Annotated in this window: 15 protein-coding genes and 1 pseudogene; 11 read left to right on the top strand and 5 right to left on the bottom strand. The window is 74.1% G+C overall.

The features are described from left to right. The first annotated feature begins 184 nt into the window (after positions 1–184). The 4 genes from O7622_RS17710 to O7622_RS17725 all read left to right on the top strand — a co-directional run bounded on the left by O7622_RS17710 (position 185) and on the right by O7622_RS17725 (position 3,619). Positions 185–439, top strand: a complete 255-nt coding sequence (locus tag O7622_RS17710; protein ID WP_282309277.1) for a DUF397 domain-containing protein — start codon at positions 185–187, stop codon at positions 437–439. 105 nt (positions 440–544) lie between these two features. After that, complete coding sequence (locus O7622_RS17715) at positions 545–1,432, top strand: helix-turn-helix transcriptional regulator (RefSeq protein WP_282309278.1); 888 nt, start codon at positions 545–547, stop codon at positions 1,430–1,432. 37 nt (positions 1,433–1,469) lie between these two features. Continuing rightward, complete coding sequence (locus tag O7622_RS17720) at positions 1,470–2,132, top strand: SAM-dependent methyltransferase (protein WP_282309279.1); 663 nt, start codon at positions 1,470–1,472, stop codon at positions 2,130–2,132. Between the two features lie 62 nt (positions 2,133–2,194). Continuing rightward, positions 2,195–3,619 carry a serine/threonine-protein kinase gene (locus O7622_RS17725; protein WP_282309280.1) on the top strand — a complete coding sequence of 475 codons (1,425 nt, stop codon included), beginning with the start codon at positions 2,195–2,197 and terminating at the stop codon, positions 3,617–3,619. Here the strand turns inward: O7622_RS17725 and O7622_RS17730 are convergent. Next, entirely contained in the window at positions 3,580–4,341 is a 762-nt protein-coding gene (locus O7622_RS17730; protein WP_282309281.1) for a phosphotransferase, read from the bottom strand. The genes O7622_RS17725 and O7622_RS17730 overlap by 40 nt on opposite strands. Before the next feature lie 25 nt (positions 4,342–4,366). Further along, positions 4,367–4,648: pseudogene (locus O7622_RS17735) on the bottom strand (carbon-nitrogen hydrolase family protein); the annotation flags it as partial. A 103-nt stretch (positions 4,649–4,751) separates the two neighbouring features. Between O7622_RS17735 and O7622_RS17740 the strand changes: the two are divergent. After that, positions 4,752–5,525 carry a DedA family protein gene (locus O7622_RS17740; protein WP_282309282.1) on the top strand — a complete coding sequence of 258 codons (774 nt, stop codon included), beginning with the start codon at positions 4,752–4,754 and terminating at the stop codon, positions 5,523–5,525. A gap of 219 nt (positions 5,526–5,744) precedes the next feature. Here O7622_RS17740 and gdhA read toward each other — a convergent pair whose 3' ends face one another. Next, a complete protein-coding gene (gdhA, locus tag O7622_RS17745) occupies positions 5,745–7,076 on the bottom strand; it encodes an NADP-specific glutamate dehydrogenase (RefSeq protein ID WP_282309283.1) in 1,332 nt (443 codons plus the stop codon). A gap of 91 nt (positions 7,077–7,167) precedes the next feature. Here gdhA and O7622_RS17750 point away from each other — a divergent pair, with 91 nt between their 5' ends. Genes O7622_RS17750 through O7622_RS17765 form a run of 4 tightly spaced genes read left to right on the top strand, consistent with a single transcriptional unit; the run spans position 7,168 to position 10,077 of the window. After that, entirely contained in the window at positions 7,168–7,509 is a 342-nt protein-coding gene (locus tag O7622_RS17750) for a MazG-like family protein (RefSeq protein WP_013285966.1), read from the top strand. Between the two features lie 30 nt (positions 7,510–7,539). Further along, a complete protein-coding gene (locus O7622_RS17755; RefSeq protein ID WP_282309284.1) occupies positions 7,540–8,376 on the top strand; it encodes a hypothetical protein in 837 nt (278 codons plus the stop codon). Between the two features lie 16 nt (positions 8,377–8,392). Beyond that, complete coding sequence (locus O7622_RS17760) at positions 8,393–9,364, top strand: pirin family protein (protein WP_282309285.1); 972 nt, start codon at positions 8,393–8,395, stop codon at positions 9,362–9,364. Between the two features lie 44 nt (positions 9,365–9,408). Then, positions 9,409–10,077, top strand: coding sequence for a hypothetical protein (locus tag O7622_RS17765; protein WP_282309286.1), 669 nt, complete (start codon positions 9,409–9,411; stop codon positions 10,075–10,077). 331 nt (positions 10,078–10,408) lie between these two features. Here O7622_RS17765 and O7622_RS17770 read toward each other — a convergent pair whose 3' ends face one another. Next, entirely contained in the window at positions 10,409–10,678 is a 270-nt protein-coding gene (locus O7622_RS17770; RefSeq protein ID WP_013285970.1) for a DUF2795 domain-containing protein, read from the bottom strand. A gap of 177 nt (positions 10,679–10,855) precedes the next feature. Between O7622_RS17770 and O7622_RS17775 the strand changes: the two genes are divergently transcribed. Continuing rightward, a complete protein-coding gene (locus O7622_RS17775) occupies positions 10,856–11,263 on the top strand; it encodes a DUF2267 domain-containing protein (protein WP_282309287.1) in 408 nt (135 codons plus the stop codon). 16 nt (positions 11,264–11,279) lie between these two features. On the opposite strand, the gene O7622_RS17780 is transcribed toward O7622_RS17775, so the two are convergent. Beyond that, a complete protein-coding gene (locus O7622_RS17780) occupies positions 11,280–12,476 on the bottom strand; it encodes a CaiB/BaiF CoA-transferase family protein (RefSeq protein ID WP_282309288.1) in 1,197 nt (398 codons plus the stop codon). A gap of 242 nt (positions 12,477–12,718) precedes the next feature. Between O7622_RS17780 and O7622_RS17785 the strand changes: the two genes are divergently transcribed. After that, the gene (locus O7622_RS17785; protein WP_282309289.1) at positions 12,719–13,753 is read left to right on the top strand and encodes a TerC/Alx family metal homeostasis membrane protein; all 1,035 of its coding nucleotides are present in this window, start codon (positions 12,719–12,721) and stop codon (positions 13,751–13,753) included. Positions 13,754–13,794: the final 41 nt, after the last annotated feature.

The raw sequence follows: 13,794 nt of genomic DNA on the forward strand, positions 1-13,794 counted from the left end.
CGTCCCCGGGGCCGGGCTCGGGTCACCGTGCGTGAACGAACCGGCACACCGTATTTCGGTTATCATGCTCTCTGTCCATTGCAGATGCAATAGCAGATGCACGTGCATCTCACTCCTCAGTCGACAGACGTCGCCACCCACCGCTCCTCCCGCGGCCTCGGCTGGCTCATCCCGAAGGACGCCCATGCAGCAACCCCCGAACGGCGTGCCCGTGACCGAGTTGCCACCGATGCGCTGGCTCAAGAGCCGCCGCAGCAACCCCAGCGGCAACTGCGTCGAACTGGCCGAGTTGCCCGGCGGCGGCATCGCGGTCCGCAACTCCCGGCACCCCGAGGGGCCGGCCCTGATCTACACGGTGGACGAGATCGCCGCGTTCGTGCTCGGCGCCCGGGACGGCGACTTCGACCACCTGATCCCGCCGTCTCGTACACGGGACTGACTCCGTCCGTCCGGAGGAGTTCACCTCACTGTCGGTTCATGGCATGCTTACTCGTCGGTCCGGGAGGGTGCCCGGCCGGGGCGGTCGGGATGCGAGGGCGGTCAGGTGGCGACGGTGCCCGTCGAGGGTGGTCCGACAAGCGGTCCGACAGTGCTGCGCATGCTCCTCGGCGGGCAGTTGCGCCGGCTGCGGGAGAACGCGGGGGTCAGCCGCGAGGCAGCCGGCTGGGAGATCCGCTCGTCGGAGTCGAAGATCAGCCGGATGGAACTGGGCCGGGTCGGCTTCAAGGAGCGCGACGTGGCCGACCTGCTCACGCTCTACGGCGTCACCGCGCCGGAGGACCGTGACGCGCTGCTCAGGCTGGCCCGGGACGCGAACAGCCCGGGCTGGTGGCACCGCTATGGCGATGTGCTCCCCGCCTGGTTCCAGTCGTACCTGGGCCTGGAGGCGGCCGCCGCGCTGATCCGCACGTACGAGGTGCAGTTCGTGCCCGGCCTGTTGCAGACCGCCGCGTACGCCCGGGAGGTGATCCTGCTCGGCCACCGCAGCGCGTCGGCGGCGGAGCTGGACCGGCGGGTGGAGCTGCGGATGCAGCGCAAGGAACTGCTGCGGCGCCCCAACCCGCCGCAGTTGTGGGCGGTGCTCGACGAGGCGGTGCTGCGCCGCCCGATCGGCGGTGCCGCGGTGATGCGCGAGCAGATGGACGCGTTGATCGAGGCGACCTCGGGCCCGCACGTGCGGTTGCAGATCGTCCCGTTCGCCGCGGGCGGCCACGCCGCGGCCAGCGGAGCGTTCAGCATCCTGCGCTTCGGTGACCCCGACCTGCCCGACATCGTCTACATCGAGCAGCTCACCAGCGCCATCTATCTGGACAAGCGCGACGACCTCGACTTCTACGCCGAGGCGATGGAAAGGTTGTGCGTGGAGGCCGCGCCGCCGGAGCGGACCCCCGAGTTGCTGGCCCGCATGCGCGACGAGCTGTACCCGGCCTGAGCGGCGCGGGACAGTAGCATGACGGCGACCGGAGACAGTGGACCGGCGGTTCCTGCGCCGCGCGGTGCGGCACCTGGCCGGCGAGGCGGGCATCCGGCAGTTCCTGGACATCGGCACCGGCATCCCCACCGCCGACAACACGCACGAGGTCGCGCAGTCGACCGACCCGCGCGCCCGGGTGGTCTACGTCGACAACGACCCGATCGTGCTGGCCCACGCCCGCGCGCTGCTCACCAGTTCGCCGGAGGGCGCCACCGCGTACCTCGACGCGGACCTGCGTGACCCGGAGCGCATCCTCGCCCACCCCGACCTGCGCCGCACGCTGGACTTCTCCCAGCCGGTGGCGTTGATGCTGCTGGCGGTGCTGCACTTCGTGCCCGACGGCGAAGGTCCGCACGCGATCGTCGGCCGCCTGCTGGACGCGTTACCGGCCGGCAGTTACCTGGCCGCCTCGCACGCCACCCACGACTACCTGCCGGCGGAGGTGGCCGCCGAGGTGAAGGCGGCGGCCCGCGGCGGCGGCCCGCACGGCGTGATCAACCTGCGCAGCCGGGAGGAGGTCGTGCGCTTCTTCGACGGCCTGGAGCCGGTCGAGCCGGGCGTCTGCTCGGTCGCCGAGTGGCGCGCCGACGGCGAGCCCGAGCCGCGCCCGTCGGTGGTCGACGTCAGCATGTACGGCGGGGTCGCCCGCAAGCCCTGACTCCGGGCTCCGGGCCGGGCGGTTGGCGGGCACGGGGACCGGACGGGCAGACTGGAGGCATCATGTCGCCGTTCACGCCCGCCCTGCGCCTGAACGACCGGTATGTCCTGCGCGAACGCATCGGCCTCGGCGGGATGTCCGAGGTGTGGCGCGCCGACGACGAGGTGCTGCACCGGCCCGTCGCGGTCAAGGCCCTCGCCGGGCAGCTTCCCGCCGATCCGCAACTGCGGGCGGTCATCCAGCGCGAGGCCCGCGCGGCGGCGCGGCTCACCCACCCGCACGTGACCCAGGTGTACGACTACGGCGAGGCGACGCTGGACGGCGGCGTCGTCCCGTACCTGGTGATGGAGCTGGTGGAGGGGCAGACGCTCGCCGACCGGCTGGCCGGCGGGCCGCTGGCCTGGCCGGACGCGGTCCGCACGGCCGGGCAGGTCGCCGGGGCGCTGGCCGCGGCGCACCGGATCGGCGTGGTGCACCGCGACGTCAAGCCGGCGAACGTGATGCTCACCGAGACCGGCGCGAAGGTGCTCGACTTCGGCATCGCCGCGCCCGCCGGCCCGCACCCGGTCACCGGGCAGACCGGCGCGCTGCTGATGGGCACTCCCGCCTACTTCGCCCCGGAACGCCTCGACCCCGGTCCGGCGAACCCGGCCGGCGACGTATACGCGCTCGGCGTGCTGCTGTACCGCAGTCTCACCGGCCGGGCGCCGCTGCCGGTGCGCAGCTGGGACGACGTGCTGGACGTGCGGCGCAACCGGCCGCCGGTCCCGCCGCTGCGGGTGCCCGGCCTGGCGCCGGAGATCGCCGGCCTGGTCCTGGCCTGCCTGGCAGCGGACCCGGAGCGGCGGCCCACAGCGGCCCGGCTCGCCGACCGGCTCGGCGCGGGCCGCCCGGTGGACCCGCCGACCGCGATCCTGCCCACCGTGGCGCCGGCGGCGCACCCGCCCACCCTGATCGAGCGGTCCCCGGCCGCCGCGTCCCGCCCGGTCCCGCCGGCCCGCCCCGTCGCACCGCCGCGCCCGGCGGTCTCGTCGAACCGGCTACTCGGGCTGCTCGTCGCCGGTGCCCTGGTGCTGCTGCTCGCGGTGATCGGCTCGCTGGTGTGGGGCGACGGCTCCGGCACGTCGCCGGCCGCCGCGCCCACCGCAGGCCCGTCGACGCGCGCCGCCGAACCGCCCGCCCCGGAGCCCAGCAGTGCCGCGCCGACGTCGGCGGCACCCGAAACGGTGACGCTGCGTCAGCTCGGCGACCGGTTCGGTGAGCTGCTCGACCGGGCCGAGGCGATCGGGCTGATCGACCGCAAGACCGCCGACGACCTGCGGAAGAAGGCCGCCGAGCTGGACCGGGGCAAGCGGGTCGAGGACCTGCGCGAGAAGATCGAGGACGCGGCCGAGGACGACAAGATCGACCCGGTCACCGCCACCGCGCTGCGTAAGCTGCTCGACGGCTACGAGCGGCTGCGCGGCGGCGCCGCCGACGAGGGCTGAGGCGCCCTGCGGCCCCTCGCCGTCGGTGTGACAGCCCGGATCGACTCCGTCAGCAGGGCGGCCGCTTCGGGCAGCCGTTCCGGATCGGGTGCGTGACCGGCGGCGCGGTGCCGGACCGCCTCCGCCAGCCGGTCGAGCGGCCCGGACGCGGCGACGTACGCGGACAGCAACTCACCTGCCGCCGTCGCCAGCGGGTGACCCGGAGCGACGGCGACCTCCGCGAGAATTAACGCGGTCGTCGTCCGGTCCAGCGCCGGCGGACCCTCGGCGCTGTCGGTCCAGTCGACGACCACCGGACCGGTGGCGGCCAGCAGCACGTTGTGCGGATGCAGATCGAGGTGCAGGAGGCGGACCGCCGGATCGGCCGACCGGAGGGCCGGGAGCGCGTGCAGCCGGGCATGCAGGTCGACCAGCATGCGGGCGACCACGGGCGCGGTGACCGTGCCCGCGTGGAACGCCTCCACGAGCGTCGGGCCGGTGACCCGGTCGAGCACCAGGCCGGCGCCGTCGGCGTGGTGCACCCGGGGCACGGGATAGCCGGCCCGGTGCAGGTACCGCATCACCTCGGCCTCGGCCCGCACGTCGCCGCCGTCGCGGTAACGGCGCAGGACCCGCCCGCCGGGCAGCAGCCACACGTCGGCGGTGCGACCGGTGGCGAGCGGGGTCGCCGCCGAGAAGCTGTCCGGGGCCGAACCTGGGCCGGCACCCTCCGACGGTGCCATCCCGCCCAGCGTAGGTGATCCGTCCTCAGTGCAACGTCCCGGCGACCACCTCGCCGGCGCCCGTGCCGGCGCGGCCCACCGGCCCACCGGCCGGCGACCAGATCCCGGAACCACCCGCGGCCCGCGCGTACCCGCCTCCGGCCGAGCCGGCGAAACTGGCAGTCACCACCCACACGCCGTGCTCGGCGGCGACGCGGCGGGCGCGTTCGTCCGGCACGACCGCGTCGCCGGCCGACTCCAGCACCCCGGCCGGGTAGGCGTCCGCGCCGAGCGCCGCCGTCGCCACCGCGTGCTCCGGCGTGCCGGTGTGGCTGGGCGACGGCGATCCGCAACGGCGTACGCATGGCGTACGCGATAATGGTTTCCATGACGCGTGGTCGTCCGCGGCTTCGCACCGTAACGTTGGTCCGATGATCGGAAACGCACAGCTGCTCGCCGTCCCCCGGGCGAGCACCGCGCGGGCCGCGGAACCGTCCGGCGACGGAGTAGCCGGCTGGGTGACCGGCCTGATGGAACGGCTCGGTGGGCCCGGCGCCGGCCTCGCGGTGGCCCTGGAGAACCTGTTCCCGCCCATCCCCAGCGAGGTGATCCTGCCGTTGGCCGGCTTCACCGCGAGCCAGGGCCGGATGAGCCTGGCGGGCGCCATCTTCTGGACCACGCTCGGGTCGATCGTGGGCGCGCTGGCGCTGTACTACATCGGCGCGGCCCTCGGGCGGGACCGGATGCGCGCCCTGGCCGCGCGGCTGCCGCTGATCAAGCTGGAGGACGTGGACCGGACCGAGGCGTGGTTCCTGCGCCACGGCGTCAAGGCGGTGTTCTTCGGCCGGATGATTCCGATCTTCCGCAGTCTCATCTCCATCCCGGCCGGAGTGGAACGGATGCCGGTTCCGGTCTTCCTGCTCTACACCGCGCTGGGCAGCCTGATCTGGAACACCACGTTCGTGCTCGCCGGTTACCTGCTCGGCGAGCAGTGGCACGTGGTCGAGGCGTACGCGGGCACGTTCCAGAAGGTCGTCATCGTGGCCGTGGTAGCAGGTGTCTGCTGGTTCGTGGTCAGCCGCGTCCGCCGCTCCCGTCGCACCGCCGGCGACGTGCCGCAGGAGGCGGAGGCGCCGCCGGAGCCGCAGCCGACCTCGCAGGGCACCGTCTACCGGGGCGGCTGGTACTCCCGGGCGGAGGACTGAGGCAGGATCAGCACGGCGGGTAGAGCTGGCGGGTGCGGGTGCCGGCGGCCCGGGGGTGCGGGCTGCATCGCTGCTCCCCGGGGACGGGTGCCACCCCGGGACTGGGTGACGACGCGGGACGGATGCCTACCCGCCGGTAGCGCCCTGGAACCTAGGCGGGGCGTCGAGATCTGTCAGTCGCTGACCGACCGCTCCGTCAGCGTCCGTCCCGCGGACCGCTCAGACCAGGCCGTGCGCCAGCATCGCCTCGGCCACCCGCCGGAACCCCTGGATGTTCGCCCCGGCCACGTAGTCGCCGGGCAGGCCGAACTCCTCGGCGGTCGCCCAGCACCTGTCGTGCACGTCCCGCATGATCTCGCGCAACCGCTGCTCCGACTCGCCGAACGTCCACGTGTCGCGGCTGGCGTTCTGCTGCATCTCCAGCCCGCTCACCGCCACCCCGCCGGCGTTGGCGGCCTTGCCCGGGGCGAACCGCACCCCGGCCCGGCCGAGGATCCGCACCGCCTCCGGCGTGGTGGGCATGTTCGCCCCCTCCACCACCGCGACGCAGCCGCCCGCTACCAGCGCGGCCGCCTCCGCGCCGCCGATCTCGTTCTGCGTGGCGCAGGGCAGCGCCAGGTCGCAGGGCACCTCCCACACGGTGCGGTCCGCGACCGCCACCGCGTTGCGCGCGTGCTCCGCGTACCCGGACAGCCGTCCCCGGCGCTGCTCCTTCAGCTCGCGCAGCAACGCCAGGTCGATGCCCTTCTCGTCGACCACGTAGCCGCCGGAGTCCGAGCACGCCACCACGATGCCGCCGAGCTGGTGCACCTTCTCGATCGCGTAGATGACCACGTTGCCGGAGCCGGACACCACCACCCGCTTGCCCGCCAGGCTGTCCCCGGCCTGGCGGAGCATCTCGTCGGCGAAGAACACCGCCCCGTACCCGGTCGCCTCCCGGCGGACCTGCGCGCCCCCGTACGCCAGGCCCTTGCCGGTGAGCACGCCCGCGTCGTACCGGTTGGTGATGCGCTTGTACTGCCCGAACAGGTAGCCGATCTCCCGGCCGCCCACCCCGATGTCACCTGCGGGCACGTCGGTCTGCGGGCCGATGTGCCGGTACAGCTCGGTCATGAAGCTCTGGCAGAACCGCATCACCTCCCGGTCGGAGCGGCCCTTCGGGTCGAAGTCCGCGCCGCCCTTGCCGCCGCCGATGGACAGCCCGGTCAGCGCGTTCTTGAAGATCTGCTCGAACCCGAGGAACTTCACGATGCCCAGGTAGACCGACGGGTGGAAGCGCAGGCCGCCCTTGAACGGGCCGAGCGCGCTGTTGAACTCCACCCGGAACCCGCGGTTGACCCGCACCCGGCCCCGGTCGTCCTCCCACGGCACGCGGAAGATGACCTGCCGCTCGGGTTCGCAGACGCGCTCGACCACCTCGGCGTACTCCGGATGCCGGGCCAGGGCCGGACCGATGCTCTCCAGCACCTCGCGGACCGCCTGGTGGAACTCGGGCTCTCCCGGGTTCCGGGCGACCACGCCGGCGAACACCGACTCGACGGTCTCCGGCATCACGGGCACCTCCTCTCGCCTGGGACGCAGGCCGCCTGGCCGGCGTCGCCCCAGGATACGAACGTGTGCGAGGTGCGGTTCACTGGTCCGCGTGGACGCCACCATCTGGACGACGGCGCGCGACGCGCGCGCCTGGCTCGACGCCGCGAACGGCCGCGGCGACACCGAACTGACCTGTCGCATCCTCAAGATCGGCGAGGAGGCCGGTGAGGTCGCCGCGGCCTGGATCGGCCTGCTCGGGCAGAACCCGCGCAAGGGGGTGACGCATACCCGCGAGGAGGTCGCAGCCGAGCTGGCCGACGTGGCGTTCACCGCGCTGGTCGCCATCGAGAGTCTCGGCCTGGACGCGCACGCCGTGCTGGCCGCGTGCGCCGGCAAGGTGCGCTCGCGTACCGGAGTGGGAATGAACCGGGACGCCGACGCAGACGTATGACCCGATGGGGACCGGCGAGAGGGGACGACCATGACCGCATCCGAGGACGACCCCGGCCCGGCCCGGCCCCGCTGGTCCGGCGGAGCCCGGCTGCTGGCCGCCGCGGCGGTGCTGGTGGTGATGCTCGGCGCGGTGGCCGTGGCGGTGACGCTGTCCAACCCGGCCCGCCTCGGCGTGGTCTTCTCCGGCGGCGCGCCGCCGTCACCGGTCACCGGGAGCGGCGGCTCGGGCGGGGCGGGCGCCGCCGAGGTGGCCGGTGCCCAGACACTCGCCGCGCCCCGCGGGGACCGGCAGCGCGCCCAGTTCGAACTGGTCGACGGGCTGACCCGGTTCACGCTGCGGGCCGCCGACCTCGGCGACGACCTGTACCGGATCGGCGCGCCGGACGGCTCGGGCGTGACGCCCCGCCCGCAGTTCGTGGGCGACCGGGTCCGGCTGCGGATCGAGGAGAACGGCCGCCCCGGCCCGGCCGCCGTCGAGGTGGTGCTCAACTCCCGGGTCACCTGGCGGCTGCGGCTGATCGGCGGCGTCAGCGAGCAGCGGCTCGACCTGGGCGAGGCCCGGCTCGCCGGGATCGACCTGGTCGGCGGCGCCTCGCGTACCCGGCTGCTGCTGCCCCGGCTCGACGGCTCGCTCACCGTCCGGATGACCGGCGGGGTCAGCGAACTCACAGTCACAGTGCCCGGCGGGCCGCCGGCCCGGGTGCGGGTGGCCGCCGGCGCCGGCTCCCTGACCCTGTACGACCAGCGTCGCGGCGGGACCGCCGCCGGTGACCTGGTCAGCTCACCGGGCTGGGACCGGGCTGCCGACCGGCTCTACCTCGACCTGGTCGGGGGCGCGAACGCGGTGAGCGTCACCGCGGAGTGAGCGTACAGTCGGGGCGGTGGACCGCACCGAATCCCTGCCCGCGCAGACGCTCCCGCCGGGCGTCGGCCCGACCGACCCGGGCAGCGTGCTGCTGCCCGGCCACGACGTCCCGCTCGGCCGCTACACCACTGTGCGCCGGCTGCTGCCGCAGCGGCAGCGCCGGATGGTCGGCGCCTGGTGCTTCGTCGACCACTTCGGGCCCGACGACGTGGCCGACCGGCCCGGCATGGAGGTGCCGCCGCACCCGCACACCGGGCTCCAGACCGTCACCTGGCTGCTCGACGGGGAGATCCTGCACCGCGACAGCCTCGGCAACGTGCAGCCCATCCGCCCGGGCCAGCTCAACGTGATGACCTCCGGGCGCGGCATCGCCCACTCCGAGCGGTCCCCGCTGGTCCACCCGCCGCTGATGCACGGCGTGCAGCTGTGGGTGGCGCTGCCCGACCCGGCCCGCGCCGGTGACCCGGACTTCGCCCACCACGCCGACCTGCCCCGCTTCCGCGACGGCGAATTGGACGTCACGCTGCTCGTCGGCGACCTCGGCGGGGAACGCTCGCCCGCGGTCGTGCACACCCCGCTGGTCGGCGCGCAGATCGAGGTCCGCGGTCCGGCGCCGGCCACGCTGCCGCTGCGCCCGGACTTCGAGTACGGGCTGCTGGCCATGTCCGGCGCCGCCGAGTGCGACGGCACGGCGCTGGCCCCCGGCGCGCTGCTCTACCTGGGCCTCGGACGGGGCGCGCTGACGCTGCGCGCCGAGCCGGGCACCCGGCTGCTGCTGCTCGGCGGCACCCCGTTCGAGGAGCCGCTGGTGATGTGGTGGAACTTCGTCGGCCGCTCGCACGATGAGGTGGTGGCCGCCCGCGAGGACTGGATGGCCGGCCGCCGCTTCGGCGTGGTCGCCGACGACGCGGCGCCGCCGCTGCCCGCGCCCGCGCTGCCCACCACCCGTCTCAAGGCGCGTGACCGCGGCGGCGACGTCCGCGGCTGACCGTCGTACCCGAATGCCGCGCCGTCGCCGGGGTAGTCGGCGGCATGCCGACACAGACCGCCCCGCGCGACGTCGCGGACAAGAAGCGGCTCGCCCGCCGGCTCGCCGGAGACGGCCGCGGGTTCGCCGAGTGCTTCGGGTTCCGGGTGACGAACAACCCGGCCCAGTTGTTCCAGGTGCTGTACCTGGCCGTCCTGCTGGCCCGCCGGGGCGACTTCCACCGGTCCGTCGACGCGGCCACCGCGCTGCGCGACGCCGGGTGGGACACCGCGGCCCGGATGGCCCGATCCCGGCACGAGGACCGGGTACGCGTGCTGCGCGCCGCCGGGCTGCGCGGTGACCTGGCCGGGATCGCCGATATCCTCGGCGACCTGGCCCGCACTGTCGTCGAGACGTACCGGGGCGACCTGCGCCGGTTGCGGACCGCCGCGCACCAGGATCCGGGTCAGGAGCGGCGGCTGCTGATCGCGCTGCCCGGAGTGGACGACGAGGTGTGCGACCTGTTCCTGCGCGAGGCGCAGGCGCTGTGGCGCGAGGCGGCGCCGGTGGCCGACCGGCGGGCGCTCGCGGCGGCCCGGCGGCTCGGGCTGGGCCGCACCGCGCGCGACCTCGCCGGACTGACCGGCAGCGGCGAGTCGGAGCAACTGTCGTGGCTGGTCGGAGCGCTGGCGCGGGTGGACCTGGAGCGCCGGTACGCCGAGGTGACCGCCTGAGCCAGGCGTGCGCCCGTACACACTTCCGCGATTCTCACCCGTTCGGCTGATGCCGCGTCGTATGATGATCGTGGCAGCGATGCCCGCCCGGTTCGGGCGAACATCTCACCGCTCTGCGGTCGCGACCCGGTTCGGGCGTGAACCGCTGAGGACAGGTGCTGCGTGGCGCCCCAGGCCGCGGTTCGTGACCCGGGGCGCTCGCCTGTTCCAGGGGTGCCGGCCGCCCACAGGCGAGTACGCACGACCGCCCACCCGACACCGTCGCACGGCGGGCTTCCTTCGGCACGCGCAGAGGCCGGCGGCCGTGTCGCCCGCCGGCCCAACGCCGTACTCAGATGCCGCGCAGGTGTTGCGAGACGCGCGGGTGGTTGTCCCGGGCCTGCGCCGCGCGCTGCGACCGGCTCACCTCGGGAGCCGCGTCGATGCCGGCCGAGCGGGCCACCTCGGTTCCGTTGGCGTAGTCCACCGGGGGCAGCGCGCGCAGCGCCCGCAACACGTCCGGCGGCGCGCCCTCCCGTTCCGCCTCGCGGATGACGTCGTCCTTGCCGGCCGGATAGTCCAGCGCGGACAGGTAGTCAAGGACATCCGTGTAACTCGCCATGGGTCGGGCTCCTCGTGGCAGTAGTCGGGGTCATGACCGGGCGGCGGTTACCCGTCGCGCCGCCGCTCACGCCCGCGAGCACGGAAATGCCGCCGCCGTCTCGTGCCGGTGACCGGCGCTGTTTCCGGCGCGCCGTCGCGGGTAGCCGCTGTGGGCGCACCGAAGGGGGTACCACGCATGCACTACCTGACCTTCGTGAGCCGGGTCGCCCGGCTCACCGGCACCAGCGAGGACCGGGCCGCCACGCTCACCGGGGCCACGCTGGAGACGTTCGCCGAGCGGCTGACCGGCGGCGAGGTGCTGGACCTGGCCGCGCAGCTGCCGAAGCCACTACAGGGGCTGCTCAGCCCGTATCCGCGCGACGAGGCGGCGGAACGGTTCGGCGCGGCGGAGTTCGTCGCCCGGGTCGCCCGCCGGGCGGACTGCGACGAGAACACCGCCCGGGACGCGGTACGCGCGGTGTTCGTCACGATGCGCGAGGCGATCCGCGGCGGGGAGTTCCAGGAGGTCGTGGTCCAGTTCCCGCGCGACTACCGGGACATGGTCGAACCGGCCCTCGCCCCGGCCGCCGCGTACCGCCGCTGAGCGGGCCGGCGGGCGGTCAGCCGATCACGCCCGCGGCGCGCAGCGCGGCGATCCGGCCCGCGTCGATCCCGGCGTCGGCGAGCACCTCGCCGGTGTGCTCGCCCGGGGACGGCGGCGGGCGCCGGACCGAGGTCGGGGTGGCGGAGAAACGCGGCGCGGGAGCGGGCTGGATGACGCCGTCCGGCGCCACGAAGACCTCCCGCGCGCGCAGGTGCGGATGCGCCGGCGCCTCGGCCCAGTCGAGCACCGGGGCCACGCAGGCATCGGTTCCGGCCAGCAGCGCCGTCCACTCGTCCCGGGTCCGGGTGCGGAACAGCCGCGCCCAGGCGGCCCGCAGCGCCGGCCAGTTCGCCGGGTCGTCCCGGTCCAGCGCCTCACCGCCGCCCGCCGCGCCGGGGTCCGCCGGACCGTCGCCGCCGTCGAGCGGGAAGCCGGTGAGCCGGACCAGTTCGGCGTAGAACTGCGGCTCCAGCGCGCCCACCGCCACGTACCGCCCGTCGGCGCACTCGTACGTGTCGTAGAAGGGCGCGCCGCCGTCGAGCAGGTTCACCCCGCGCGGGTCCTGCCACAGCCCGATCCCGCGCAGTGCGTGGATCTGGGTGGCCAGCACCGACACGCCGTCCACGATGGCCGCGTCGACCACCTGGCCGGGCGCGCCGCCGCGCACCGCGTACAGCGCGGCTACCACGCCGAGCGCCAGCATCATGCCCCCGCCGCCGAAGTCGCCGAGCAGGTTCATCGGCGGCACCGGACGCTCACCGGCCCGGCCCACGCCGTGCAGCGCGCCGGTCAGCGCCAGGTAGTCGATGTCGTGCCCGGCGCTGTGGGCCAGCGGCCCGTCCTGCCCCCAGCCGGTCATCCGCCCGTACACCAGCTCGGGGTTGGCGGCGAGGCAGTCGTCCGGGCCGAGGCCGAGTCGTTCGGTCACCCCGGGCCGGAAGCCCTCCACCAGCGCGTCCGCGCCGGCGACCAGGCCGAGCACCAGGTCACGCCCCTCGGGCTGCTTCAGGTCCACACCGATCGAGCGGCGGTTGCGGTTCAGCAGGTCACCGGGGAAGGCGCCGAATCCGCCGCCGCCGGGCCGGTCGACGCGCACCACGTCGGCGCCGAGGTCGGCCAGCATCATCGACGCGAACGGACCGGGGCCGATCCCGGCCAGCTCGATCACCCGTACGCCGGTCAGTGGTCCCTGATTGGTCACCCGCGTCACCATAGGGGCCCCGGTGACCTGGCGCCATGCCCTTCACCGCCGCGCAGCGGTTGATCAGGGCAATCAACCGTGTCCCGACTTGGCGTCCGGTCCGGCGGTGACCTAGCCTTGTGCAGGCGAGGGGAGTACTTCCCACGAATCATTCCGGTCAGTACGGCAAGCCGCCGAGGCGAGCCCCGGGTGGTTGCCCACGAAAGCGTGGGTGAAGGAGACCTCGAACATGACACGGTGTTCGAGGAGGCTCCATGCCCGAATTGTCGCCCCTGGCCGCGGCCGGGTTGTCGTCTGTCGGCACGCCCACGCTGTGGGCCGTGACGATCGTCGGCGTGCTCGTCCTGCTGGTGCTCGACTTCCTGGTCACCAGAAAGCCGCACGAGGTCTCGATCCGTGAGGCGCTGGGCTGGTCGGCCTTCTACATCGCCCTGCCGCTGGCCTTCGGCGCCTGGATCTGGTCCCGCTACGGCAGCCAGCAGGGCATCGAGTACCTCACCGGTTACCTGGTCGAGAAGTCCCTCTCGGTCGACAACCTGTTCGTGTTCATGCTGCTGCTGGCCGCGTTCGCGGTGCCCGCCGTACTCGCCCAGCGGGTGCTGCTCTACGGCATCGCGGGCGCCCTGGTGCTGCGCGGTGTGTTCATCGCGCTCGGCGCCGCCGCGCTCCAGACGCTCGACTTCGCCTTCCTGCTGTTCGCGCTCATCCTGATCGCCACCGCGGTCAAGCTGCTGCGCGACGCCCTCTCCGGGCACGAGCAGGAGGTCGACATCAACAAGATGCGGTCGGTACGCCTGCTCCGCAAGATCATGCCGGTGGTCGACGACTACCACGGCACCCGGATGACGATCCGGCAGGCCGGCCGGCGGGCGCTCACCCCGTTCGCGCTCGTCGTGGTCGCCGTGCTGGCCACGGACATCGTGTTCGCCGTCGACTCGGTGCCGGCCGTCTACGGCATCACCGAGGACCCGTACCTGGTCTTCGCCACCAACGCCTTCGCGCTGCTGGGTCTGCGGGCGCTCTACTTCGTGCTGCACGCCGCGCTGAGCCGGCTCGTGCACCTCAGCTACGGCCTGGCCGCCATCCTGGCGTTCATCGGCGTCAAGCTCGGCCTGCACTGGGCGCACGGCATCTGGGAGGGCGTACCGGAGATCCCGACGCTAGCCTCGCTCGGCGTGATCATCGGTGTCCTGGTGATCGTCACCATCACCAGCCTGCGGGCCACCCGCGACAGCGGCGACGGCAAGCGCACAGTCGTGCACGAGGTGCAGGGCGGAGGCTCCGCCTGACTCGGCCGGAACACCTGCCCCGGCGGGACCGACGGTGGTAC

It is taken from the genome of Micromonospora sp. WMMD1076, assembly GCF_029581475.1.
Lineage (GTDB): Bacteria > Actinomycetota > Actinomycetes > Mycobacteriales > Micromonosporaceae > Micromonospora > Micromonospora aurantiaca.

What these genes read in the sequence shown, in the direction of transcription:
- O7622_RS17710 (WP_282309277.1), top strand. Translation starts at nt 185, where the DNA reads ATGCAGCAACCCCCGAACGGCGTGCCCGTGACCGAGTTGCCACCGATG.
- O7622_RS17725 (WP_282309280.1), top strand. Translation starts at nt 2,195, where the DNA reads ATGTCGCCGTTCACGCCCGCCCTGCGCCTGAACGACCGGTATGTCCTG.
- O7622_RS17730 (WP_282309281.1), bottom strand. Translation starts at nt 4,341, where the DNA reads ATGGCACCGTCGGAGGGTGCCGGCCCAGGTTCGGCCCCGGACAGCTTC.
- O7622_RS17740 (WP_282309282.1), top strand. Translation starts at nt 4,752, where the DNA reads ATGATCGGAAACGCACAGCTGCTCGCCGTCCCCCGGGCGAGCACCGCG.
- gdhA (WP_282309283.1), bottom strand. Translation starts at nt 7,076, where the DNA reads ATGCCGGAGACCGTCGAGTCGGTGTTCGCCGGCGTGGTCGCCCGGAAC.
- O7622_RS17755 (WP_282309284.1), top strand. Translation starts at nt 7,540, where the DNA reads ATGACCGCATCCGAGGACGACCCCGGCCCGGCCCGGCCCCGCTGGTCC.
- O7622_RS17765 (WP_282309286.1), top strand. Translation starts at nt 9,409, where the DNA reads ATGCCGACACAGACCGCCCCGCGCGACGTCGCGGACAAGAAGCGGCTC.
- O7622_RS17770 (WP_013285970.1), bottom strand. Translation starts at nt 10,678, where the DNA reads ATGGCGAGTTACACGGATGTCCTTGACTACCTGTCCGCGCTGGACTAT.
- O7622_RS17775 (WP_282309287.1), top strand. Translation starts at nt 10,856, where the DNA reads ATGCACTACCTGACCTTCGTGAGCCGGGTCGCCCGGCTCACCGGCACC.
- O7622_RS17780 (WP_282309288.1), bottom strand. Translation starts at nt 12,476, where the DNA reads ATGGTGACGCGGGTGACCAATCAGGGACCACTGACCGGCGTACGGGTG.
- O7622_RS17785 (WP_282309289.1), top strand. Translation starts at nt 12,719, where the DNA reads ATGCCCGAATTGTCGCCCCTGGCCGCGGCCGGGTTGTCGTCTGTCGGC.